The organism is Streptomyces sp. NPDC003011 (assembly GCF_053591515.1).
The window spans coordinates 40,337-61,692 of record NZ_JBSFTY010000050.1 but is presented as its reverse complement, the minus strand read 5'-3'; the positions used below and the strand labels follow the sequence as shown (position 1 = coordinate 61,692).

At 72.4% G+C, this 21,356-nt stretch carries 22 protein-coding genes and 1 pseudogene; 10 read left to right on the top strand and 13 right to left on the bottom strand.

Annotated elements, in window-relative coordinates; all coding sequences use genetic code 11:
- Nucleotides 1-99: 99 nt before the first annotated feature.
- The gene (locus ACWD0J_RS25080; protein ID WP_451498067.1) at nucleotides 100-1,479 is read left to right on the top strand and encodes an amidohydrolase; all 1,380 of its coding nucleotides are present in this window, start codon (nucleotides 100-102) and stop codon (nucleotides 1,477-1,479) included.
- A 256-nt stretch (nucleotides 1,480-1,735) separates the two neighbouring features.
- Complete coding sequence (locus ACWD0J_RS25075) at nucleotides 1,736-1,921, top strand: hypothetical protein (protein WP_286061735.1); 186 nt, start codon at nucleotides 1,736-1,738, stop codon at nucleotides 1,919-1,921.
- Between the two features lie 2 nt (nucleotides 1,922-1,923).
- On the opposite strand, the gene ACWD0J_RS25070 is transcribed toward ACWD0J_RS25075, so the two are convergent.
- The 3 genes and pseudogenes from ACWD0J_RS25070 to ACWD0J_RS25060 form a co-directional block, all read right to left on the bottom strand.
- On the bottom strand, nucleotides 1,924-3,978 hold the full coding sequence (locus ACWD0J_RS25070; RefSeq protein ID WP_451498081.1) for an ATP-binding cassette domain-containing protein: 2,055 nt from the start codon (nucleotides 3,976-3,978) through the stop codon (nucleotides 1,924-1,926).
- 287 nt (nucleotides 3,979-4,265) lie between these two features.
- A complete protein-coding gene (locus tag ACWD0J_RS25065) occupies nucleotides 4,266-4,706 on the bottom strand; it encodes a hypothetical protein (protein ID WP_451498066.1) in 441 nt (146 codons plus the stop codon).
- Between the two features lie 377 nt (nucleotides 4,707-5,083).
- Nucleotides 5,084-5,671: pseudogene (locus tag ACWD0J_RS25060) on the bottom strand (ATP-binding protein); the annotation flags it as partial.
- Between the two features lie 245 nt (nucleotides 5,672-5,916).
- Between ACWD0J_RS25060 and ACWD0J_RS25055 the strand changes: the two are divergent.
- From ACWD0J_RS25055 to ACWD0J_RS25045, 3 genes are all read left to right on the top strand, one after another.
- Nucleotides 5,917-6,777 (top strand): helix-turn-helix domain-containing protein, encoded by an 861-nt coding sequence (locus tag ACWD0J_RS25055; protein WP_451498065.1) that lies wholly within the window; start codon nucleotides 5,917-5,919, stop codon nucleotides 6,775-6,777.
- Nucleotides 6,778-7,032 (top strand): DUF397 domain-containing protein, encoded by a 255-nt coding sequence (locus ACWD0J_RS25050; protein WP_451498064.1) that lies wholly within the window; start codon nucleotides 6,778-6,780, stop codon nucleotides 7,030-7,032.
- Nucleotides 7,033-7,110: 78 nt separating this feature from the next.
- Nucleotides 7,111-7,923 (top strand): SAM-dependent methyltransferase, encoded by an 813-nt coding sequence (locus ACWD0J_RS25045; RefSeq protein WP_451498063.1) that lies wholly within the window; start codon nucleotides 7,111-7,113, stop codon nucleotides 7,921-7,923.
- 165 nt (nucleotides 7,924-8,088) lie between these two features.
- On the opposite strand, the gene pdxR is transcribed toward ACWD0J_RS25045, so the two are convergent.
- The 4 genes from pdxR to ACWD0J_RS25025 form a co-directional block, all read right to left on the bottom strand.
- Nucleotides 8,089-9,576 (bottom strand): MocR-like pyridoxine biosynthesis transcription factor PdxR, encoded by a 1,488-nt coding sequence (gene pdxR, locus ACWD0J_RS25040; protein WP_451498062.1) that lies wholly within the window; start codon nucleotides 9,574-9,576, stop codon nucleotides 8,089-8,091.
- A 145-nt stretch (nucleotides 9,577-9,721) separates the two neighbouring features.
- Nucleotides 9,722-11,209: a glutamate synthase subunit beta gene (locus ACWD0J_RS25035; RefSeq protein ID WP_451498061.1), complete on the bottom strand. Its 1,488-nt coding sequence runs from the start codon at nucleotides 11,207-11,209 to the stop codon at nucleotides 9,722-9,724.
- A gap of 193 nt (nucleotides 11,210-11,402) precedes the next feature.
- Nucleotides 11,403-11,882 carry an anthrone oxygenase family protein gene (locus ACWD0J_RS25030; RefSeq protein WP_451498060.1) on the bottom strand — a complete coding sequence of 160 codons (480 nt, stop codon included), beginning with the start codon at nucleotides 11,880-11,882 and terminating at the stop codon, nucleotides 11,403-11,405.
- Between the two features lie 49 nt (nucleotides 11,883-11,931).
- Complete coding sequence (locus ACWD0J_RS25025; RefSeq protein ID WP_451498059.1) at nucleotides 11,932-12,513, bottom strand: DUF2293 domain-containing protein; 582 nt, start codon at nucleotides 12,511-12,513, stop codon at nucleotides 11,932-11,934.
- A gap of 269 nt (nucleotides 12,514-12,782) precedes the next feature.
- Here ACWD0J_RS25025 and ACWD0J_RS25020 point away from each other — a divergent pair, with 269 nt between their 5' ends.
- From ACWD0J_RS25020 to ACWD0J_RS25010, 3 genes are all read left to right on the top strand, one after another.
- Nucleotides 12,783-13,415 carry a uridine kinase gene (locus ACWD0J_RS25020; RefSeq protein ID WP_451498058.1) on the top strand — a complete coding sequence of 211 codons (633 nt, stop codon included), beginning with the start codon at nucleotides 12,783-12,785 and terminating at the stop codon, nucleotides 13,413-13,415.
- Between the two features lie 68 nt (nucleotides 13,416-13,483).
- Nucleotides 13,484-13,897, top strand: coding sequence for a PPOX class F420-dependent oxidoreductase (locus ACWD0J_RS25015; protein WP_451498057.1), 414 nt, complete (start codon nucleotides 13,484-13,486; stop codon nucleotides 13,895-13,897).
- A 183-nt stretch (nucleotides 13,898-14,080) separates the two neighbouring features.
- The gene (locus ACWD0J_RS25010) at nucleotides 14,081-14,512 is read left to right on the top strand and encodes a CBS domain-containing protein (protein WP_451498056.1); all 432 of its coding nucleotides are present in this window, start codon (nucleotides 14,081-14,083) and stop codon (nucleotides 14,510-14,512) included.
- A 54-nt stretch (nucleotides 14,513-14,566) separates the two neighbouring features.
- Here ACWD0J_RS25010 and ACWD0J_RS25005 read toward each other — a convergent pair whose 3' ends face one another.
- On the bottom strand, nucleotides 14,567-15,694 hold the full coding sequence (locus tag ACWD0J_RS25005; protein ID WP_451498055.1) for a magnesium and cobalt transport protein CorA: 1,128 nt from the start codon (nucleotides 15,692-15,694) through the stop codon (nucleotides 14,567-14,569).
- 241 nt (nucleotides 15,695-15,935) lie between these two features.
- Here ACWD0J_RS25005 and ACWD0J_RS25000 point away from each other — a divergent pair, with 241 nt between their 5' ends.
- Nucleotides 15,936-16,730: a methyltransferase gene (locus tag ACWD0J_RS25000; protein ID WP_451498054.1), complete on the top strand. Its 795-nt coding sequence runs from the start codon at nucleotides 15,936-15,938 to the stop codon at nucleotides 16,728-16,730.
- A gap of 163 nt (nucleotides 16,731-16,893) precedes the next feature.
- Here ACWD0J_RS25000 and ACWD0J_RS24995 read toward each other — a convergent pair whose 3' ends face one another.
- The gene (locus tag ACWD0J_RS24995) at nucleotides 16,894-17,853 is read right to left on the bottom strand and encodes a carbohydrate kinase family protein (protein ID WP_451498080.1); all 960 of its coding nucleotides are present in this window, start codon (nucleotides 17,851-17,853) and stop codon (nucleotides 16,894-16,896) included.
- Nucleotides 17,854-17,861: 8 nt separating this feature from the next.
- Complete coding sequence (locus ACWD0J_RS24990) at nucleotides 17,862-18,767, bottom strand: pseudouridine-5'-phosphate glycosidase (protein ID WP_451498079.1); 906 nt, start codon at nucleotides 18,765-18,767, stop codon at nucleotides 17,862-17,864.
- A 102-nt stretch (nucleotides 18,768-18,869) separates the two neighbouring features.
- Here ACWD0J_RS24990 and ACWD0J_RS24985 point away from each other — a divergent pair, with 102 nt between their 5' ends.
- Nucleotides 18,870-19,298: a VOC family protein gene (locus tag ACWD0J_RS24985; protein WP_451498053.1), complete on the top strand. Its 429-nt coding sequence runs from the start codon at nucleotides 18,870-18,872 to the stop codon at nucleotides 19,296-19,298.
- Nucleotides 19,299-19,352: 54 nt separating this feature from the next.
- Here ACWD0J_RS24985 and ACWD0J_RS24980 read toward each other — a convergent pair whose 3' ends face one another.
- The 3 genes from ACWD0J_RS24980 to ACWD0J_RS24970 form a co-directional block, all read right to left on the bottom strand.
- Nucleotides 19,353-19,541 (bottom strand): hypothetical protein, encoded by a 189-nt coding sequence (locus tag ACWD0J_RS24980; RefSeq protein WP_451498052.1) that lies wholly within the window; start codon nucleotides 19,539-19,541, stop codon nucleotides 19,353-19,355.
- A 21-nt stretch (nucleotides 19,542-19,562) separates the two neighbouring features.
- Entirely contained in the window at nucleotides 19,563-20,117 is a 555-nt protein-coding gene (locus tag ACWD0J_RS24975; protein WP_451498051.1) for a methylated-DNA--[protein]-cysteine S-methyltransferase, read from the bottom strand.
- Nucleotides 20,118-20,202: 85 nt separating this feature from the next.
- Nucleotides 20,203-21,078: a glycerophosphodiester phosphodiesterase gene (locus ACWD0J_RS24970; RefSeq protein WP_451498050.1), complete on the bottom strand. Its 876-nt coding sequence runs from the start codon at nucleotides 21,076-21,078 to the stop codon at nucleotides 20,203-20,205.
- Nucleotides 21,079-21,356 lie beyond the last annotated feature (278 nt).

Here is a 21,356-nt window from a genome sequence, read left to right as displayed (position 1 = left end):
CCAGGCCAGCGTGCCCGCCCGGAGCACACCCGGACAGGGCCACGACAGGATGCGCGGTTCGGCTCACACGCCGTGACGACGGCGTCGTACGTTGGCGGGATGACGCCCTCTCCCGCAGAGCACGCCGAAGGCACAGGCACAGCCGATCTCGTCGTCACCGGCTGCACCGTCCTCGTGCACGACGACCAGGAGCGGATCGGTTTCCAGGAGGACGCCGCGATCGTCGTACGGGACGGAGTCGTCCGGTCCGTGACGACCGCCGCCGCGGTAGCGGACCGGCCCGCCGCCGAACGTCTCGACGCGCGCGGTCAGGTCGCCCTGCCGGGGCTGGTCAACTGCCACACCCATGCCCCGATGGTCGCCCTGCGCGGCCTCGCCGAGGACGTGCCCACCGAGGAGTGGTTCAACGACGTCGTCTGGCCCGTGGAGTCCAACCTCACGGAGCGGGACGTGGAGTTGGGGGCGCGGCTCGCCTGCGCCGAGATGATCCGGGGCGGCGTCACCTGCTTCGCGGACCACTACTTCGCCATGGACGCGGTCGCCGCCGTCGTCGCCGAGTGCGGGATCCGTGCCCACCTGGGGCAGGCGTACTTCTCCTCGCAGGGGCCCGAGGGGAGGGAGAGCTCCCTGGAGTTCGCGCTACGGCACCGGGGTGGCGCCGGCGGCCGCATCACCACCGCCCTCGCCCCGCACGCCCCCTACACCGTGGACGACACCGACCTCGCGGCCACCGCCGAACTCGCGCACGCCCACGGCCTTCCCGTGCACATCCACGCCTCCGAGAACCGCGACCAGACCGACACCAGTCTCGCCCGGCACGGCGTCACGCCGATCGAGGTCCTCCAGCGCACCGGGATCCTCGACACGGACGTGCTGCTCGCCCACGGCACCGGGATCGTCGAGCGGGACCTGCCCGTCCTCGCGGGCGCCGGGGGCCGTACGGCCGTGGCCACCGCTCCCCGCGGCTACCTCAAGTTCGCCTGGCCCACCACCACGCCGGTCCGCGCCCTGCGCGACATCGGTGTCCCCGTCGGACTCGCCACGGACGGCGCCGCCTCCAACAACTCCCTCGACGTGTGGGAGGCGATGGCGCTGACCGCCCTGATCCAGAAGTCCACGACCGGGGACCCGCGCTGGCTGACCTCCCGGCAGGCCCTGCACCACGCGACGCTGCAGAGTGCCCGGGCGGTGGGACTCGGCGAAGCTGTCGGCAGCATCGCGCCCGGACGGCGGGCCGACCTGGTCCTCGTCGACCTCACCGGCCCGCACACCCAGCCCGTCCACGACCTCGCCGCGACCCTCGTGCACAGCGCCCGCTCCTCCGACGTCCGTACGACGATCGTCGACGGACGGATCCTGATGCGCGACCGCGAGCTGCTGACGATCGACGTCCCCGCGGTGGTCGCGGAGCTGGGGACACGGCTGCCCGCCCTCGTCGACCGGAGCCACGGCAGGCGCATCCAGGACTACGCCACCTGAACCGCAGGAGTGGGAGGAACCCAAGGGGCGCGCGTCGACAGTCGGGGCGCGTGCGGGGAGTGAGCCCGTTCTTTATCACGATGAGTACGATGACTGACACCTAAAGTAAGAGAAGCGACCGGAAAGTAACCGAATCCTCACGGTGCGCGCTGAACGCGTGTCAACTACGTCTCAGTCCAGCAACTGAGCGAGGCGTTCTCCCCCTGGAAGGCGTTAACTCCTACAAGTTACGAACGCTTTCTGGAGGTGCAGGGTGGTGAACGGGCGAACAGTGCTCGAACGCTTTCCCGCAGGTGGGCCGCGAGGCTCGTGGCCGGCGGAGGAGTTCGCGCACGCGCGGCGGCTTGAAGGGCTGCAGGCCGAGGTCGTGATGGATCTCGCGACCGACACGTTCCTGGTGATCGTGCGCAGTGGGGAGGCGGCGGCCGACGCCGTCGCGTGAGGTCAGCCCGCCTTCGGGGCGGGCACCTTCCTCGGATCGTTCGTCTGCCCCGGCTTGTTCCTCTGCCCCGGCCCGTCCGCCTCTCCCGGCCCGTCCGCCTCTCCCGGTCCGTCCGCCTCTCCCGGCCCATTCGCCTCTCCGGGCCCGTTCGCCTCTCCCGGTCCGTCCGACTGTTCCGGTCCGTCCGTCTGCCCCGGCTCGCTTGTCCGTGCCGGTACCTTCGTCGTGAACTGTTCCGCCTGGAGCGAGTACAGCTCCGCGTAGACCCCGCCGGTCGCCAGCAGCTGGTCGGGCGTGCCGGACTCCACGAGCCGGCCCTGGTCCAGGACGTGCACCAGGTCCGCGTGCCGGACGGACGCCAGCCGGTGGGTGATGAGGATGACCGTCTGCCCCGTACCGGCCAGGGCGCGGATCTTCTCGAAGACCTCCAGCTCCGCCCGCGCGTCCAGGGCCGCCGTCGGCTCGTCCACGATCAGGATGTGCCCGCGCCGGTACGCGGCCCGGGCGATCCCCAGGCGCTGCCACTGGCCGCCGGACAACTCGTGCCCGCCGCTGAAGTTGCGGGCGAGCAGGGTGTCCAGCCCGCGCGGCAGATCCACCAGCACCTCCTCGGCCCCGGCCTCCGTGACCGCCTCCGTGATCCGCTCGTCGGTGAGCGGCGTCGAGGAACGGCCTACGGCCACGTTGACGCGGGCGGTGAACGGCCACCGCTTGAAGTCCTGGGCGACCATCGCGACCCGTTCGGCGAGCCGGTGGCGGTCGGCGGTGGCCGCGTCGACGTCGTCCCACAGGATCCGGCCCTGGTCAGGGGCGTACAACCCGGCCAGCAGCTTGACCAGGGTCGTCTTGCCCGAACCGTTCTCGCCGACCAGCGCGACGATCTTGCCGAGCGGGACGGTGAGGGTCACGTCGTCGAGCGCGGGACGGGTCGCGTCACCCGGGTAGGTGAAGCTGACGTTCTCAAACCGGATCTCGCGCGGATCGTCCGGCAGCGCGGCCCCGCCCACCGGGATCGCCCGTTCGGCCGCCTCGACGTGGAGCCGCTGGAGGTCACCGACGAACAGCGCCTCCTCGTGCAGGGCGTTCATCTCCACGACCAGGGTGGCGAGGCTCTGCGAGCCGGTCCGGATGGCGATCACGGCCGTCCCCGCCACCGACAACGCCATCGCGCCCGCCAGCAGCAGCCCGCCCAGCGTGGCGTACGTCGCCGCCGTCGCCAGGCCGGTCCAGCCCGCCGCGATCAGCCCCGTACGGGCCGCCAGGCGGGCCAGGCGGGCCTGCTCCGCCTCCGCCGTCTCGGACATCTCGCGGAAGTGGCGCAGCAGGAACGGGCCCACTGCGTGCACGCGGATCTCGGGAGCCGCCTCGGGTTCGATCAGCAGGGCGCCGAGCAGCCGGCCCGCGCGCGCGTGCTGCACCCAGGTGTGGAAGGACGCGTAGCGGCGGCGCGCGTTCGTCAGCGCGCTCCAGGCGCTCGGCAGGGTCATCGTCGCCAGCAGCGGCAGCAGCGCCGGGTGCAGCACGGTCAGCACGCCCGCCGCCGCGATCAGCGAGATGATCGCGTTCACCACGCGGGTGGCGTACGCGATCATCCGCCGGGCGGAGGTGGCGCCGTACTGCGCGGTGTCCAGCAGTTTGTGGAAGGCGTGGTCCTCGATCGCGGTCAGCTCCACGGTCGCCGCCCGCTCCAGATAGCGCTCGGTCGCCACCCGCTCCACCTTGGGCTCCAGCCGCCCGGTGGCATACGTCGAAGCGGCCCGCAGCAGCGCGCCGACCAGCATCACGGCGGCCATCACGACCAGAGCGGGCACGGCACCTCGCAGCCGGTCCTCCAGGGTGCCGCCGCCGATCAGCCGGCCCAGCAGGCTGTTGACCGCGAGGAGGCTCACCGCCTGGGTGAGGCCCCGGCCCACCTCGGCGGCCAGTACGGTCCGCGCCGCCCGTCGGTCGGCCTGCCAGGCGAGGTGGAAGCTGGCCGTGAGCATGGCCGGGAGACGGGTCAGCATGGCCCGGAAGTTCAGCTCCAGGAACGCGTCCGCGTGCGAGTTCCAGCCCATGTCGTAGCGCAAGGGGCCGCCGAAGAGCAGCCGCTCCGACTCGGACACCTCGGGTCCGCCGGCGCCGCCCGCATCCGCGCTGCCCGCATCCGCGCCGCCCTTCGTGCGCACCGTCGGCCTCCCCCGATCGTGGACGAACGGCCACTATCGCGGGGCGGACTCGTCAGGGGCAGGGCGCAGGAGGCAGCGGCCGGAGCGCGCGGGCGCACTCCCGGCCGGAGGGGGCGGGGTGCGCGCCGGCCGCGGCTGGGCGATCCGACGCGGTGGTGGGGGAGCGGCTCCGGCGTCTACGCGCTGACCGGCCTCGACCAGGTCGGCGTCGTGCCCGTCAGGCGGCACAGGGCCAGGTAGAGCGGTATCGGCGGGGTGTACGGGACCGTCCCGTCCGGCCGGTGGATGAGGCCCGGGACGCCGGGAGCGTCCGGGACGACCGCCCCGGTGGCGTACCGGGCGGGGGAGGGCCACTCCAGTGCGTAGTCGGAGTCCGACGGAACGATCCACCACCAGTGCGCCTCGTCGGCGTAGACGCATCCGACCCGGGGCAGGCGCGGCATCACCAGTGGACCGAAGCTGGCGGGCACCGCCACGGCGTCGCAGCCCAGCGGGGCCGTCATGCCCTCGGGCACGGGCAGCCGCCGGGGGGTTCCCGGGGCACGCAGCCCGCGTCCGAGGCGGACCAGCGTGTCCAGGCTCAGCACCTGGCCGCCGGAACCAGCCCTCACACCCATTCGGCCCCCGTCCGGTGATGACGGGCCTCCGCCGTGTCGTCCGTCTCGGCGGCGGTGCCGTGATGCGGCTCCGCGTCCGGGTCCGCCGGGGGCGCGACCTCTTGGAGCGGCGCCACTGCGGCGCCCGCCTCTGTCACGGCTGCGGGGAGAGGCTCGGCCGCTCGCCTCGCCTGTGTCGTGGTTGCGTGCAGTGGCTCCGCCGCGGCGCCGGTCTCCGCCGTGGTGGCATCGCGGGCATCCGCCTCCGCCGTGGTGGCTTTGCGGACGTCGGCCTCCGGTGCGGTGGCTTTGTGGATGCCAGCCTCCGGTGCGGTGGTTTTGCGGGCATCCGCCTCCGGTGCGGCTGCGTGGGGTGGCTCGGACGCGGCGTCCGCCTCTGCCGTGGCCGCGTTCCCCGAGCTGCCGGCCCCGCCCGGCTTCGGGCGGGCACCCCAGCCCAGGTCGTTGCGGGGGCCCGCGTCCGTGCGGGGCGCGTCGGCCTTGCGGGGGAGCTCGGCCCAGACGAGCAGGCCGGGGCCGTGCTCATGGGCGCCCCAGGCGTGACAGAGGGCGTCGACGAGAAGCAGTCCCCTCCCGTGCTCCTCCTCGGGCCGCTGCGGCGACGGATGGGGCTCACCCGGCGCGCAGCCCTCGTCCCGCACGGCTATCCGCACCAGGTCCTCACCGTCGAGCAGCTCGCAGACGACCCGGCGGCTCGCGGTGTGCACGATGGCGTTGGTGACCAGCTCGGAGACCACCAGGGCCGCCGAGTCGCAGGTGTCCTCGCAGACGGACCAGTGGGTCAGCCGCGCCCGTGTCAGGCGTCTGGCCTGCGCGGGAGAACCCGGATGTGCGGCCAGCTCGAAGCGGAACCGGCGCTCGGCAGCGGCCCGGTCGGGGCTCACTCCCGCGGCGGAACCGAGACCGGGGGGGCGGCCTGCGGCAGCGTCTGTTCCTAAGGGCGCGGACGGAATCACGCTTGCCACTATCGCCCCGCCGTGAACACTTGGCAAGTATCACTCTGAAAAATGCAGAGTGCTGTGTGACGCGGTGAAGGGCCGTGGCACACTGCTCGCAACAGCACGTCGAGCGGCGCCAGTTGGGATCAGCGGAGATCCGTACCGATCTTCGAATAGGTCTTCGAATGGCGCCGCAAGGCTGTCAGCATGCATCCGGGACCGGCCCCGATCCCCGCGCGGCCGTCCGATCAGGGACTTTGTGGAGGTGGAGGGTGAGCGAACCGCGGTCCGCGCCGACGGTCGGCCAGGTCGTCCTCGGCCGGCGCCTGCTGGACCTGCGGGAACGCGCGGGGCTCAAGCGCGAGGAGGCCGCCCGTATCCTCCGTGTGGCCCCCGCCACAGTCCGTCGTATGGAGATGGCCGAGGTCTCGCTGAAGATCCCGTACCTCCAGCTCCTGCTGAAGGCCTACGGCATCTCCGACCAGGAGGCCGAGGCGTTCGTCCAGCTGGCCGAGGAGGCCAACAGGCCCGGCTGGTGGCAGCGGTTCCACGACGTGCTGCCCGGCTGGTTCTCGATGCACGTCAGCCTGGAGGGGGCCGCTGCCCTCATCCGGCAGTACGAGCCGCACTTCGTCCCCGGACTGCTGCAGACCGAGGACTACGCGCGTGGTGTCCTGCGTTCGGGCGCCATCGGGCAGACGAGCCCGGACGAGATCGAGCGCCATGTCGCCCTGCGCATGCAACGCCAGGAACTGCTCACCCGTCAGGACGCGCCCCGGCTGTGGGTCGTGATGGACGAGACCGTGCTGCGCCGCCCCGTCGGCGGCCCGGAGGTGATGCGTACGCAGATCGACAAGCTGCTCGAGGCCACGAGACTGCCCCACGTCACCCTCCAGGTCGCCCCGTTCGAGAACGGGCCGCACCCGGGCACGTACGGGCCCTTCGTGCTCTTCCGATTCGCCGTGCCGGAACTTCCGGACATGGTCTACAGCGAGTACCTGACCGGCGCGGTCTATCTGGACGCGCGCACCGAGGTGGCGACCCACCTCGAGGTCATGGACCGCATGGCGGCGCAGGCCGCTACTGCACATCGCACGAAGGAGATTCTCCGGGATCTCCGCAAGGAGCTGTGAATGAACCGCATCAAGCCGCGCCCACGCGTCTACAACGGCATGCCCGCGCGGGAGCTGGGCAGTGAGGGCTGGCACAAGCCGTGGAGCGGCGGCAACGGCGGCAACTGCCTGGAGGCGATGAAACTGGCCGACGGCCGGATCGCCGTCCGCCAGTCCACCGACCCGGACGGACCGGCGCTGATCTACACGACCGACGAGATGACCGCCTTCATCGAGGGCGCCAAGGCGGGGGAGGCCGACTTCCTGCTTTCCTGAGCCGATTGCCTTTCTCTTCGCTCGACTTCCTTAACCTGGTGCTGAATTGACAACCCATCACGTCTTACGGAGTGCCGCATGACCGGGCAGGACCACCTCGGCGCCGTCGAGATCGACACCAGCAAGCCGCATCCCGCACGGATGTACGACTGGTACCTCGGCGGCAAGGACAACTACCCCGTCGACGAGGCGATGGGCCGGCAGATGCTCACCCTGGACCCGCGGGTACCGGTGATGGCGCGGGTCAACCGCGCGTTCATGCACCGGGCCACGCGCTGGCTCGCCGAGCACGGCGTACGCCAGTTCCTGGACATCGGCACCGGCATCCCGACCGAACCGAACCTCCACCAGGTCGCCCAGGAAACCGCCCCCGACGCCCGGGTCGTGTACTGCGACAACGACCCGATCGTGCTCGCCCACGCGGCGGCCCTGCTGCGCGGCACGGACGAGGGCGTGACCGAGTACCTGCAGGCCGACGTGCGGGACCCGGACGCCATCCTCGAAGGTGCCCGCAAGATCCTGGACTTCGGCCGGCCCGTGGCCCTCTCGCTGATCGCGCTGCTGCACTTCGTCTCCGACGAGGACGGCGCGCACGAACTGGTCCGCCGGCTGCTCGCCGAACTGCCCTCCGGCAGCTACCTGGTGGTCAGCCACGCGACGGCCGACTTCACGCCCGATGAGTCCAGGGCGGCCACCGAGAAGCTGAAGGCGGCCGGCGTCACCCTGGCGCTGCGCTCCCGCGCGGAGTTCACCCGCTTCTTCGACGGCCTGGAACTCGTCGAACCCGGCGTGGAGGTGCCGCAGTTGTGGCACCCCGAGCTCGGTGACCCGGTCCCGGGTCAGGACGACGGCGTCATTCCCGGGTACGGGGCCGTGGCGCGCAAGCCGTGACGGTGTGACGCACACCCACGACCACATGCGCCGCGGCGCGTCCCCCGGCCGGCCGACTCCTACGGCGTACCACGCTGCTCGTCCCCGGGCGTGAGCCCGCGGCTCATCCGCGGGCAGGCTCCGCTGCGGGCGGTTCATCTGCGGGCGGGCTCTGCTGCGGGAGGTTCATCCGCGGGCGGGCTCCGCCGGCGGCAGCACCGCGCACAGGGCGTCCAGGGCGGCCCCGTACGCGTGCTCGGGGGGCGTCGCGTACCCCACCACCAGGCCGTCACGCGCGGCCATGTCGGTCTCCGGGTGCCGGAACGCGGCGAGGCCCTCCACGGCGATACCGCGCCGGACGGCGGCCTCGACCGTGGACCGCTCGGTGCCCGGCGGCAGCCTGAGGACCGCGTGCAGTCCGGCCGCGACTCCGGTGACCTCGACATGCGGCGCGTGCCGGGCGAGCGCCGCGACGAGCCGGTCCCGGCGGCCGCGGTACCGCTGCCGCATACGCCGTACGTGACGGTCGTAGGCCCCGGAGGCGAGGAAGTCGGCCAGACTCAGCTGATCCAGCACGCTCGCCCAGGCCTCACGCTCGCCCTTGGCCGCGAGGACGTCGCCGACGTGGCGCTCCGGTAGCACCATCCACCCCAGTCGCACCGCCGGCGACAGGCTCTTGCTGACCGAGCCGATGAAGATCACACGCTCGGGATCCAGGCCCTGGACGGCACCGACCGGCTTGCGGTCGTAACGGAACTCCCCGTCGTAGTCGTCCTCCAATATCACCGCCCCGCGCGCGCGTGCCCAGTCGACGACCGCGGCCCGGCGCGCGGGATCCAGTGGACCGCCGGTCGGGAACTGGTGCGCGGGCGTGAGCAGTACGCCCCGCTCACGCCCCAACCGGTCGACGCGTCCGCCGTGTTCGTCGAGGGGGAGCGGCACGGTCCGCACCCCGGCGGCCGCGAGGAGCCCTCGGTGGAACCCCAGCCCGTACCCCTCCACCGCCAGGGGCCCGCGCAGCACCCCGCCGCCCCTGCTCCCGCCCGCACCCTGACCCTGACCCCTGTCCCCGCTCCGACACCGGTCCTGGCCGAACAGCAGCCGCAGCGCGTGTGCGAAGCCGGAGCAGATCACGATCCGGCCGGGCTCGGTACGTACGCCCCGCGCGCGTGCCAGGTACTCCGTGAGCGCCTCCCGCAGCTCGACGCGACCGGCAGGGTCACCGGGGCCGAACACCTCGTTGGGCGCCTGCTGGAGGGCCCGCCGGTAGGAGGTGAGCCAGGCCGCGCGCGGGAACGACGACGCGTCCGGCGTGCCCTGCCGCAGATCGTGCAGCGGTCCACGCGCGCGTGGAGGTGCCTCACGGGGCACATGTACGGCGTGTCGCAGCGGCTCGGCCCGCTCGGCGACCCGGGTGCCCGAGCCCTGACGGGCGGTGAGCCAGCCCTCCGCGACCAGTTCCGCGTAGGCGTCGGCCACCGTGTTGCGGGCAACCCCGAGGTCGGCGGCGAGCGAACGGTACGGCGGCAGCCGGGTACCGGGGGCGAGCCGCCCCGTGCGGACGGCCTCCCGCAGCGCCCGGATGAGCGCGGCACGCCGACCGCCCGGACCGGACAGCTCCAGATGCAGGTCGACACCGATCCGCTCCGCGGGATCGACCCACGCTTCGTCCATGGAGACGCACCCTACAGAGGGCCTCGCTCTGCCGGTCTCGCGGAGGTCGTTCGGGTGCGGCGGGGCGGGCGAAGGCCCGGGGACGGCCGAACGCCGCCGCCCGTGTCGGACGCGCCACCCGTGTCGGATGCGCCGCCCGCACCCGCTACACGGTCATCGGGCGGTCGTACGGCCCGATCGGCGCCGGCAGCCGTGAACTCCCGGTCAGGCGGCGGTCGACGGCCGCCGCCACCGCCCGCCCCTCGGCGATGGCCCACACGATCAACGACTGCCCCCGGGCGGCGTCTCCCGCGGCGAACACACCGGGGACGTTCGTGGCGAAGTCCGCGTCCCGCGTGATCGTCCCGCGGGGCTCCAGCTCCAGCCCCAGCTGGTCCACCAGGCCGTCCTCCTTGTCCGGCCCCGAGAAGCCGAGCGCGAGCAGCACCAGGTCGGCGGGGAGGCGACGCCCGCTGCCCGGCACCGGCCGCCGCCGGGCGTCCACCTCGACCAGGTGCAGTGACCGCACATGCCCGTCGGCGTCGCCGGTGAACCGGAGCGTGGACGCCGCGAACAGCCGCGCGTCCGCGTCCGCCGCCGGTGCCGTCCGCAGGTCACGGGCCTCCTCGTGGGCGGCCGACAGCCGGTAGACCCGCGGGTACGTCGGCCACGGCTCGGCGTCCTCGTCCCGCTCGGTGCCGGGCTGGGGGTAAATGTCCAACTGGGTCACGGACGCGGCTCCTTCCCGCACCGCCGTGCCCAGACAGTCGGCTCCCGTGTCCCCGCCGCCGACGATGACGACATGTTTCCCGGCGGCGGACAGGGGCGAGACCTCCAGGTCCCCCTCGCGCACCCGGTTGGCCAGCGGCAGATACTCCATCGCCTGCCGGACACCGGTCAGCTCCCGCCCCGGCACGTCAAGTTCACGCCACGCCGTCGCACCGGTGGCGATGACCACGGCGTCGTGACGGGATCGCAGCTCCAGGGCGCCGATGTCCCGCCCGATCGCCGTCGACGTACGGAACTTCGTGCCCTCGGCCCGCATCTGCTCGATCCGCCGGTCCAGATGGTGCTTCTCCATCTTGAACTCGGGGATGCCGTACCGCATCAGCCCGCCCAGCCGGTCGTCCTTCTCGTACACGACCACCGTGTGTCCCGCCCGGGTCAACTGCTGGGCCGCTGCGAGGCCGGCGGGCCCCGAGCCGATCACCGCGACCGTCCGTCCGGACAGCCGGTCGGGCGGACTCGGCGGCGCGAACCCGAGCTCCCAGGCCCGGTCGGCGATGGAGACCTCGACGTTCTTGATGGTGACCGCGGGCTGGTTGATGGCCAGCACGCACCCCGCCTCGCACGGCGCCGGACACAACCGCCCGGTGAACTCGGGGAAGTTGTTCGTCGCGTGCAGCCGTTCGGCGGCCACCCGCCAGTCGTCGCGGGAGACGAGGTCGTTCCACTCGGGGATGAGATTGCCGAGCGGACAGGCGTCGTGGCAGAAGGGGATGCCGCAGTCCATGCAGCGGTCGGCCTGCTGGTCGATGATGGGCAGCAGCGCCCCGGGGACGTACACCTCGTCCCAGTCCCGGACCCGCTCCTCGACCGGCCGGCGCGGCCAGTCCTGGCGGGGGGTGGTCATGAATCCCTTGGGGTCGGCCATGGGCGTGTTCCTTGCTTACGCATGACGCTCGCGCGTCCGACGTGGCCGTGCGTCATCGGGCGGCACTCTTCCGGCACTGCTTCCGGCACTGCTTCCGGCCACGATACGTCCCCTCGGTCACGCGCGCAGAGCGCCTGACAGCGCCCGCTGGCGTCCGACAGCGCTTTCGCGCAGGCGGGGAGAGCGGGTGCGCTCAGGTGAGGGCCAGCACGTAGGACACCATCGCTGCGGCCGAGGCGATGGTGCGGACGTGGTTCCACATCGTCCACTCGCGCACATACGCCGGCCAGTACGCGGCCGCCTCCCGCGTGCCCGGTTCCAGCCCGCCCAGCGCGTTGTTGCGCGGCACGTTCGCCACCATGGTCAGCCCGAACACGCCGAACAGGTACAGCCCACTGCCGACCAGCGACTCGACGCTGCCCTCGCCCGGCCACCGCACGCACGTCACCACCGCGATCACCACGCACACCACGGCCGACCCGGTGAACACGAGCATGAACGCCGGCCGTACCGCCGTCACATTGATCGCCTGCATTGCGGCGACACCGTGCGCGGGCGGCAAGGCGGCGAGCCCCCGCATCACGAACGTCGAGAACCCGCAGAACACACCGGCGACCAGCCCGGTCCCCAGCACACCCACCAGCGTCAGTACGAAGTACGGTCCGTCGATCACGCCGACACCCACTCCCCCCATCCGGCCGGACCCCTCCCGGCACCCACCGTCACACCGTCACTCCCAGTGAATCCCCGCGCGGACCCCCCGACCATGCCCGGGCCACGCGGGCCCATACGCGAGCGTCCAAGGCCCGGCGGGGAGGACCGCCGGCGCGGGCGACGTCCCGCCCGGCGCCTGAGGGATCGCCGCCCGCCTTCACCACGGCGAGCGCTCGCGGGTCCCGCCCCCTCCCGTGCTCACCCGGCCTCCGCCTCCACCCTCCTCCCGCCACCCCCCCGAGCACCGCCTCCACCATCCCCACGATCCGCCGCCGCGCCTGGTGCCTCGCCACCCCGCTCATCAACAACTGGTCGTACGGCGTGTCCACATGCCGTACGGATGCCACGACCGCCGAGACCACTGTTCCCTCCGACAGCGCCCGTCGCGCCGCACGCCGCCCCACCCGGCCACTGCCCCGCACCGAGGCATGCGCCGCGATCTCCCGCGCCCGCTGCCCCGGACATCCGGGAAACAGCCGCCGTATCTCCCCCGCGCCCCGCGAACGCGTCTGTGCGTCGCGCGTCCTCCGCCGTCCGCCGCGCAGCGTCCCGCCCGGCGCCGCCGCCGCGCCTCCGTGTCCGCCAGGCACCGCGCCCCGGCCCGGACGAGCCCCGCCTCCTCGACGAGGACGCCCTGCCGCTCGTACCGGCCCCTGCGCCGGTCGAACCGCACGACCACCGCCGGCAACTCGCACTCCTCCCGCGCCCGGCGGGTCAGCGCGGTGTCGCCGCGCAGCAGGAACACCAGGTGCCCCAGATCGGCACAGTCGAGGCCCCGAGGCGCCCCGTCCGCGACGACGAGCGCCGTGTACCCGCGAACGGAACGCATCCTGATCGCGCCCTGACGCATCATGGCCGGGTGCGACTTGAAGCGATCACCTGGGACCGGCTCGGCGACCTCCTCGCCGACCGCGTGCTCGACCTGGAACCGGCCGACGGCAGCCCCTGGCCACGCATCGCCTTCGACGGCGCCCCGGCGGCCCACCCCGGCGATCTCGCCGAGCGGGTCTCCCAGGCGCTGCGCATACGCGGCCGTTCCTCCCTCGTCGTCGGCACCCACGGATTCCTGCGCCCCGCCTCGCTCCGTCTGGAGTACGGCCACCAGGACGTGGAGGCCTACTACGACGGCTGGTTCGACACCGGTGCTCTGTGGCGCGAGGTCTTCGGCCCCCTCGACCCGGATGGCGACGGACGTGTCCTTCCCGACCTCCGGGACCCGGCCACCGACCGCGCCACCCGCAGCCCCTACGTCCACATCCCGCCCGGTGGTGTCCTGTTGCTGCACGGTCCCCTCCTGCTGCGCCACTGGTTCCCCTTCGACCTGACCGTCCACGTCCTCCTCTCGCCCGGCGCTCTGCGCCGCCGCACCCCCGAGCCCGAGCACTGGACGCTGCCCGCCTTCGAGCGCTACGAGAACGAGACCGACCCGGTTGGCACGGCCGACGTCCTGGTACGCGCCGACGACCCACGCCACCCGGCCTGGAACGGCTGACCCGAGCCCCTTTTCAGCTGATCGGCAAAACCGCTTGTCTATGTACGTGCATGCAATAGGCTGATCGCATGTCGACCTCCTCCAGTGATCCCGTCTCCTTCGACGACTCGGTCCGCGCCCTCCTCGACGGCAGGAACTTCGCCAGTGTCGCCACCCTCGGCCCCGGCGGCGCCCCCCAGAACTCGGTGGTCTGGATCAAGCGCGAGGACGACACCGTGCTGTTCTCCTCCACCGACGGGCGCCAGAAGGTACGCAATCTCCGCCGTGACCCCCGCATCAGCGTGTCGGTCTTCGACCTCGCCAACCCCTACAGCTCGGTCGAGATCCGCGGCATTGCCGAGATCCTCCCGGACGAGGGCAAGCGGCTCCCGTACGAGCTCTCGCACAAGTACCTCGGCATCGACCCGCCCGCCGAGAAGGACGATGAGGTCCGCGTGATCATCCGCGTCGTCCCGCGGAAGATCGTGGGCTTCGCGGTGTGAGCCGGTGGAGGGAGCCGCGGTCGCGGTCCGAGGTCTGAGCCCGCGGCGGGAGCCCGCGGTCGCAGCCCGGGGTGGGAAGCCGCTCCGGGTGCGGGCGCCGGGTGGCGCCGCGAGAATGTAGGGCGCCGGGACTTGCGGTGCCCCCCCGCTCCGCGCCGGCCGCCCGGCACCGGGAGGTACTCCATGACCACCGCCGGAGACATCATGCACCGTGGCGCCCAGTGGATCCCTGCCCACGAGACCCTGGACCGCGCCGCCCAGCTGATGCGCGACCTGGGCGTGGGCGCCCTGCCCATCAGCGACGAGAACGAACGGCTCTGCGGCATCCTCACCGACCGCGACATCGTCGTCGGGTGTGTCGCCATGGGCCATGACCCGGCCGAGGTCACCGCGGGCCAGATGGCCCAGGGCACCCCGCGCTGGATCGACGCGGACGCCGATGTCAGCGAGGTGCTCCACGAGATGCAGGAGCACCAGATCCGCAGGCTCCCGGTCATCGAGAACAAGCGCCTGGTCGGCATGATCAGCGAGGCCGACCTCGCCCGGCACCTGGCGGACGACCAGATCGCGAGCTGGGCGGAGAGCGTCTACGCGCGGACGCCCGACCGCCGCTGACCCGGTCGCTCTTGCCGGACACCGTGCCGCGGAGCCGTGAAGACACGCCGCCGGTCAGAGCCACCCGTTGCGCCGGAAGCCCCGGTACAGCGAAAGACAGGCGACGGATATCACGCCGATGACCAGTCCGTAGCCGTACCTCCAGCGCAGCTCCGGCATGTGGTCGAAGTTCATGCCGTACATCCCGCAGACCATCGTCGGTACGGCGATCACCGCGGCCCATGCCGTGATCTTCCGCATGTCCTCGTTCTGCGCGACCGTCACCTGCGCGAGGTGCGCCTGGAGGATGGAGTTGAGCAGTTCGTCGAAGGCCGCGATCTGCTCCTTGGCGCGCAGCAGATGGTCGGAGACGTCGCGGAAGTAGGCCTGTATCTCCGGGTCGACCACCCGGATCGGCCGGGTGGCGAGGTCCTCCAGCGGACGGCCGAGCGGAACGACGGCCCGCTTCAGCTCCAGCAGTTCGCGCTTGAGCTGGTAGATGTGTCCCGCGTCGACCCGGGCGCCGTTGTCCGCGAACACGGCCGTCTCGACCTGGTCGATGTCCTCGTGCACGGCGTCGGTGACGTGCAGATAGTCGTCGACCACATGGTCCGCGATCGCGTGCAGCACCGCCGCCGGACCCTTGGCGAGTTGCTGGGGAGCGAACTCCAGCTCCTCGCGCAACGGTCCCAGCGAGCCGTGCCGTCCATGGCGCACCGTGATCACGAAGTCGTGGCCGACGAACACCATGATCTCTCCGGTGTTGACCACCTCGCTGGTCGCCGTGAGTTCCTCGTGGTCGACGTAGCAGACCGTCTTGAACACCGCGAAGAGCGTGTCGCCGTAGCGCTCCAGCTTCGGGCGCTGATGGGCCTCGACCGCGTCCTCGACCGCCAGCGGGTGGAGGTCGAAGAGGTCGGCGATGCCGGCGAACTCCTGGTCCGTGGGCTCGTGCAGGCCGAGCCAGACGAAACCGTCGCGGTGCTTGCGCACCCGTTCCACCGCGTCGACCAGATCGGTGCCGGCGGGGACCCGGACACCCTCCCGGTATGTCACGCAGTTGACCACCGACGAGCCCAGCGGGGACCGGGCCGGATGGCTCAGGTCGACGCGGGGGCGCCGACGTGCCAGCCGTGCCACCTTGCGGAGGCCGCCTGCCTTGCCGAGGCTCGTGACCTTCCGCAGATTCCCTGCCATGGACATCTGGATCTCCTTGCGTGCATCTCCCTCGCGCCGTGTTCCCGCGCTCTGGCGAGCCAGTTTGCCAGCTCGGCGTGAGTGGCGGGCGAGCCTGTGGGAACAGGGCGTTCCGCTTGGTTCCCGGCTGTGGACAACGGCTTGCCGGCGAGGGGCGCGGGCGCGGCCCGGAAGCCGAGTCGGCCATCTCGTCGTACTTTTCGCGTCGACCACTCTGGACAAGCCGGGCAACTGGGATGATCGCGGCATGACGCGAACCGACGGATATCTCCTCGACAACCGGCAGATCGAGGCGGGAGAACGTTTCGACGCCTTCGCCACCCTCTTCGACCCCACGACCTTCCGGCACCTCGAAGGCTTCGGCATCGGCCCCGGCTGGCGTTGCTGGGAGGTCGGCGCCGGCGGCACCTCCGTGGTGTCCTGGCTGGCCAAGAAGGTCGGACCGACCGGACGGGTCGTCGCCACCGACCTCGACACCTCACGTCTCGCCGCGGCCGCCCGGCCGCCGGTGCAGGTGCGGGTGCACGACGTCGGCACCGAGGAACCGCCGGGGGAGGGTTTCGACCTGGTGCACGCCCGGCTCGTACTCGTTCACGTGCCGGACCGGGAAAGGGCCTTGCGATCGATGATCAAGGCACTGCGTCCCGGCGGACGCCTCCTGGTCGAGGACGCCGACCCGGCCCTCCAGCCGCTGCTCTGCCCCGACGAGCACGGCCCCGAGCAGCAGCTCGCGAACCGGTTGCGGAAGGGCTTCCGGCACCTGCTCGCCGACCGGGGCGCCGACCTCGCCTATGGGCGCAAGCTGCCGCGTCTGCTCCGCGAGGCCGGCCTGAGCAGGGTGGAGGCCGACGCCTACTTCCCGGTCACCTCGCCCGCCTGCGGCGCCCTGGAGTCGGCCACCGTCCGCCAGATCCGCGCCCAGCTCGTCACCGCGGGCCTCGCCACGGACCAGGACATCGACCGCCACCTCGCCAATGTCGCCTCCGGGGGCATGGACCTCGCCACGGCCCCGATGATCTCGGCGTGGGGACGCAAGGGGTAGGAATGCGTACCTCGGCGGGACGTGGCGTGGGGTTCCGGGGCGGCGACCGCCCCTCAGCCCTCCACACTCCGGCCCCCGTCTCCTCAGCTCTCCACCGCTTCAACTCCGGTCCCATCAGACCCGCACCCCTGCAACCGCGGCCCCCGTCCCGTCAGCCCGCCCGTCAGCCCTCCATCGCCGGTCGCCCCCCGACCCGCTCCACCGCCGACGCCCCCGCCCGGCATCCCTCCGCCGCCGCGTCCTCGGGTGCGGCGCCCGTGAGCAGGGCGGCGAGGAAGGCGCCCGTGAAGGCGTCGCCCGCCCCGGTGGTGTCCCGGGGTGTCGCCGGCACGGCGGGGACATGGGCGACCACGGTGCCGGACCGGGCGACCAGCGCGCCCTCCGCGCCCTGTTTGGCGACGACCAGCGGAACATGGCGGCTCAGCTTGGCCGCCGCGTCCGCCGCACCGGGCAACCCGGTGAGCAGGCAGGCCTCGTCCCGGCTGGGCAGCAGCACGTCCACGCCCTCGACGAGCGCCAGGAACCGGTCCACCCCCGACGCCGCCAGGAAACCGGCCGACGCCGGATCCAGGCTCACCGGCACGCCACGCGCGCGGGCCGCCTCCAGGGCGACCGCCACCAGCGCCCGGCTCGGCTCGGAGAACAGCAGATAGCCCGACAGATGCAGCCGTGCGACCCCGTCGAGCAGTGCGTCCGACCAGTCCTCGGGGCCGAGCCGCAACGACGCCCCGCTGTCGGTGAGGAACGTTCGCTCGGCCGCCGCGTCCGTGTCGACGAGGCAGATCACCGTGCCGGTCGGCGCCTGCGGATCGACGACGAGCCGGGATCGTACTCCGTGGCCGGCCAGCTCCCGCTCGTGCCAGGCGGCCGAGTCCGCGCCGACCCGCCCGAGCAGCCGCACCTCCGAGCGGCCGCCGCGGGCGGCCCAGCAGGCCACGTTCGCCCCCGCACCGCCCGGCACCGTCCGGATCGTCGCGGCGGTGTCCGTGCCCGCGGCGAGTGGTCCCCGGTGCCGGGCGACGACGTCCGTGATGACGTCCCCGACGACGAGCAGCGCACCCGCCGGACGGTCCGCCCGGCCGCGCCCGCGATCCGCCGCCGCAGCCGCACCGGGCCTGGGCAGCCCCGCGGTCACGCCCCGGCCCAGGCCGCCGCGATCCGCCCCGCCAGCCGTACGTTGCCGCGCACCGCCGCCAGGTTGGCGCTCAGTGAGGCCCCGTCGGTGTGCCGCACCAGATGGCCGAGCAGGAACGGCGTGACCGCCTGGCCGGTGATCCCCTCCTGCTCGCAGGCGTGCAGCGCCTCGGCGAGCACGCGCGCGTGCAGCTCGGGATCGAGTTGCTCCGCCTCGGGCACGGGGTTGGCGACGATCAGCGCCGACTCGGGCGTGCCGAGCGCGTCCTGCGCCCTCATCACGTCCGCCACCTGCCGGGGCGAATCCAGCGTCCACTCCACCGGGTGTCCCGAATCGGACAGATAGAAGCCGGGGAACCGGTCCGTGCCGTATCCGGCCACCGCGACGCCCAGGGTCTCCAGCCGCTGGAGCGTCGCCGGCACGTCCAGGATCGACTTCACCCCCGCGCAGACCACGGTGATCCGGGTACGCGCCAGCAGCCCGAGATCGGCGGACTCGTCCTGCGTCACCGTCCACTGCCGGTGCACCCCGCCCAGCCCACCCGTCGCGAACACCCGTACGCCGGCCCGGGCCGCCAGCAGCGCGGTCGCCGACACCGTCGTCGCCCCGCTCGCCCCGCGGGCCACCGCGAGCGGGAGGTCCCGGTGGCCCAGTTTGCGGATACCGTCCTCGTTGGCGACCCGCTCCAACTGCTGCTTGTCCAGGCCGACATGGGGACGCCCGTCCAGCACGGCGATCGTCGCGGGGACGGCCCCCTCCTGCCGTACGACCTCCTCCAGCTCCAGCGCCACCTGCAGGTTCCTCGGGCGCGGCAGCCCCTGCGCGATGATCGTGGACTCCAGCGCCACCACGGGGTGACGCGCGTCGATCGCGTCCCGCACCTCTTCGGACACCACCAGCACCACGGGCCTGCCTCCTGTCGGTCGGTCTTCCCTCATCTCTGGCGGGCGGCACGCCCGGCCAAACACTTGCGGCCTGTGGGGGAGACCACCAGCCTGGGCCGCATGACGGACAACACGGCACGTCTCGACCATGTCGTTCTCTGGGTGCACGACCCGCTGGCGTCGGCCGACTTCTACGAGAAGGCGGTCGGGATGGAAACCCTGAGGATCACCGACTTCGCCGCGGGAGCGGTCCCCTTCCCCTCCGTACGGCTCAACGACGAGACCATTTTCGACCTGATGCCGCTGTCCATGGCGGAGCGCATGAAGATGGTCCCGGGCGCCGCCGACAGCGCGGGCCACCCGGTCAACCATGTCTGCCTGGCCCTGCCCGCCGACGACTTCGAGGCCCTGCGCGCCCGGCTGGAGGAACGGTCGGTGCCTGTCTCGGACATCTCGTACGACTCCTTCGGCGCCCGCGGGGCGGCCCGGCGCAGTTTCTACTTCCGCGACCCGGACGGCAACGTCTTCGAGGCACGGCACTACGACTAGCGACTGGCTCGGGAGGGGGCCACGCGCGCGTGGCCCCCCTCGCCTCCACGGACCTCAGACCGGCCGCACCCGTCCAGCGCCCCGTGCGGGTCGAATACGTACTCGCGGCTCGCGGCTCGCGCCCCGGTCGAACTCGGCGTAGCCGCGCGGCGCGTCCTCCAGTCCGATGACGGTCGCGCTGACGGCCTCGGCGATGTGCAGGGCGGAGTCTGCTACCGCCTCGCCCTCCCGGCCAGCCGTCACGCACGGACGACGCCCAGGGGCTCAGAACAGCGGCTCGGGCAGGACCCCTTCCAGCGCCAGCAGTCTCCGTTTGGTCTCCAGCCCGCCCCCGAAGCCCCCGATACCGCCGTCGCTCTCGACGACCCGATGGCAGGGCACGACGACCGGCAGCGGATTGGCGCCCATCGCCGTCCCCACCGCCTGCGCCGCGCCCGGCTGCCCGACCCGGCCGGCCAGATCGCCGTAGCCGACCACCGCGCCGTACGGCACACCGGAGGCGAGTGCGCGCAGCACCTGCCGGTTGAAGCCCGAGGTCAACGACCAGTCCAGGGGCAGCTGGAAGTCGTGCCGCTCGCCCGCGAAGTACGCCCTCACCTGACGTATCGCCTCGGTCAGCAGCGGGGAGTCGGGCGCCTCGACCGGCTCACCGCCCAGCCGGGACCCGAGCCGGGCGAGTGCCTTGTCACGCACGGGGTCCGTGGCGTGGAAGACGACGTTGACCAGGCCGTCACGGGTCGCGGCCAGCAGCAGCGGTCCGACGCCGGTGGGGACGACGGTCCACACGACCTGCTGCTCGTACTGCCCAGGACTGTTCATACGGCCCACGGTACGACCCGCCACTGACAACGCCCGGGGGACGGCGGTCGCGGGCTCCCCGCCGGCTCCCCGGGCGGGACGCGGCTCAGGCGGCGGGCAGCGCGCCGCGCACCACGTCGGGTTTGTTGGTGATGATGCCGTCGACGCCGTACCCGGTGACCAGCCGGGCCGTGTCCGCGTCGTCGACGGTCCAGGCGGAGACCTCCAGCGGTCTGCCGTGCGGCCCCGCGAAGGCGTGGACGGCGGAGACGTACCCCCTGGACAGGGAGGCGTACGAGGGATTGATCTGGTCGGCGAAGGCGGCGTACGCGGGCAGGTCCGACACGGACGGCGTACCGAGGAAGCCGGTCTTGAGGCCCGGCTTCAGCTGATGGACGGTCCGCACACAGTCCGCGCTGAAGCTCTGCACGACCAGTCGGCCGGCGAGATGCCGCCGGTCGAGCCAGCCCTCGTTGTTCAGGAGCCTCAGGGTCTGCCGCTCGATGCCCGGATAGAGATCCGGATTCTTGATCTCCAGGAGCAGCTTCTGGTGGCGCAGTTCCACGCGGCGCACGTACTGCCGGAGCGTCGGCACGCGCGCGCCCGCGTACGCGGGACCGAACCAGCCGCCCGCGTCGAGCCGCGCGATCTCGGCCGCGGTGAAGTCCTTCACCTTCCAGGGCGCCCGCCCCGGGAAGACCTCCTCGACGTCGGTGGTGCGCTGCAGACTGTCGTCGTGCAGGACGACGAGCTCGCCGTCCCGGGTGCGCTGGACGTCGTTCTCCACCCAGACGATGCCCAGCTCGGCCGCCTTGTCCACGGCGGCCAGGGTGTTCTCCGGCGCGTGGGCGGAGGCTCCCCGGTGGGCGATGACCGTGGGACGCCCGCCGTCCTCGTCGGCCCGGGCGGCGGAGGGCGGAAGCAGGAAGGCGGCGGTCCCCAGGAGCGCGGTGGTCGTGGCGGCAACTGCGCGCGCGTGCATGCGTACTCCTCGCGTCGAGCGATCACGGACAGCTCAACTGTGACAGCAGGGAGTCAACGGAAGAGGAGTGCGGAACGACCACAAGGTGAATGGAGTTGCGCGAAGTCCGCTCACTGGTGCCGCACAACTGAGGCAAGGGCGTGTTTCTTTGCCGGATAATCGTTCGACCATTCCGGTGGGGGTCATACTCTCTGCCTCAGCTCTGACCGCTCGGGCGGTCCTGGGGAGGGGCGCACATCGGAATATTCCGGGATGTAGAAGGCGGAAGGGCAACCGCG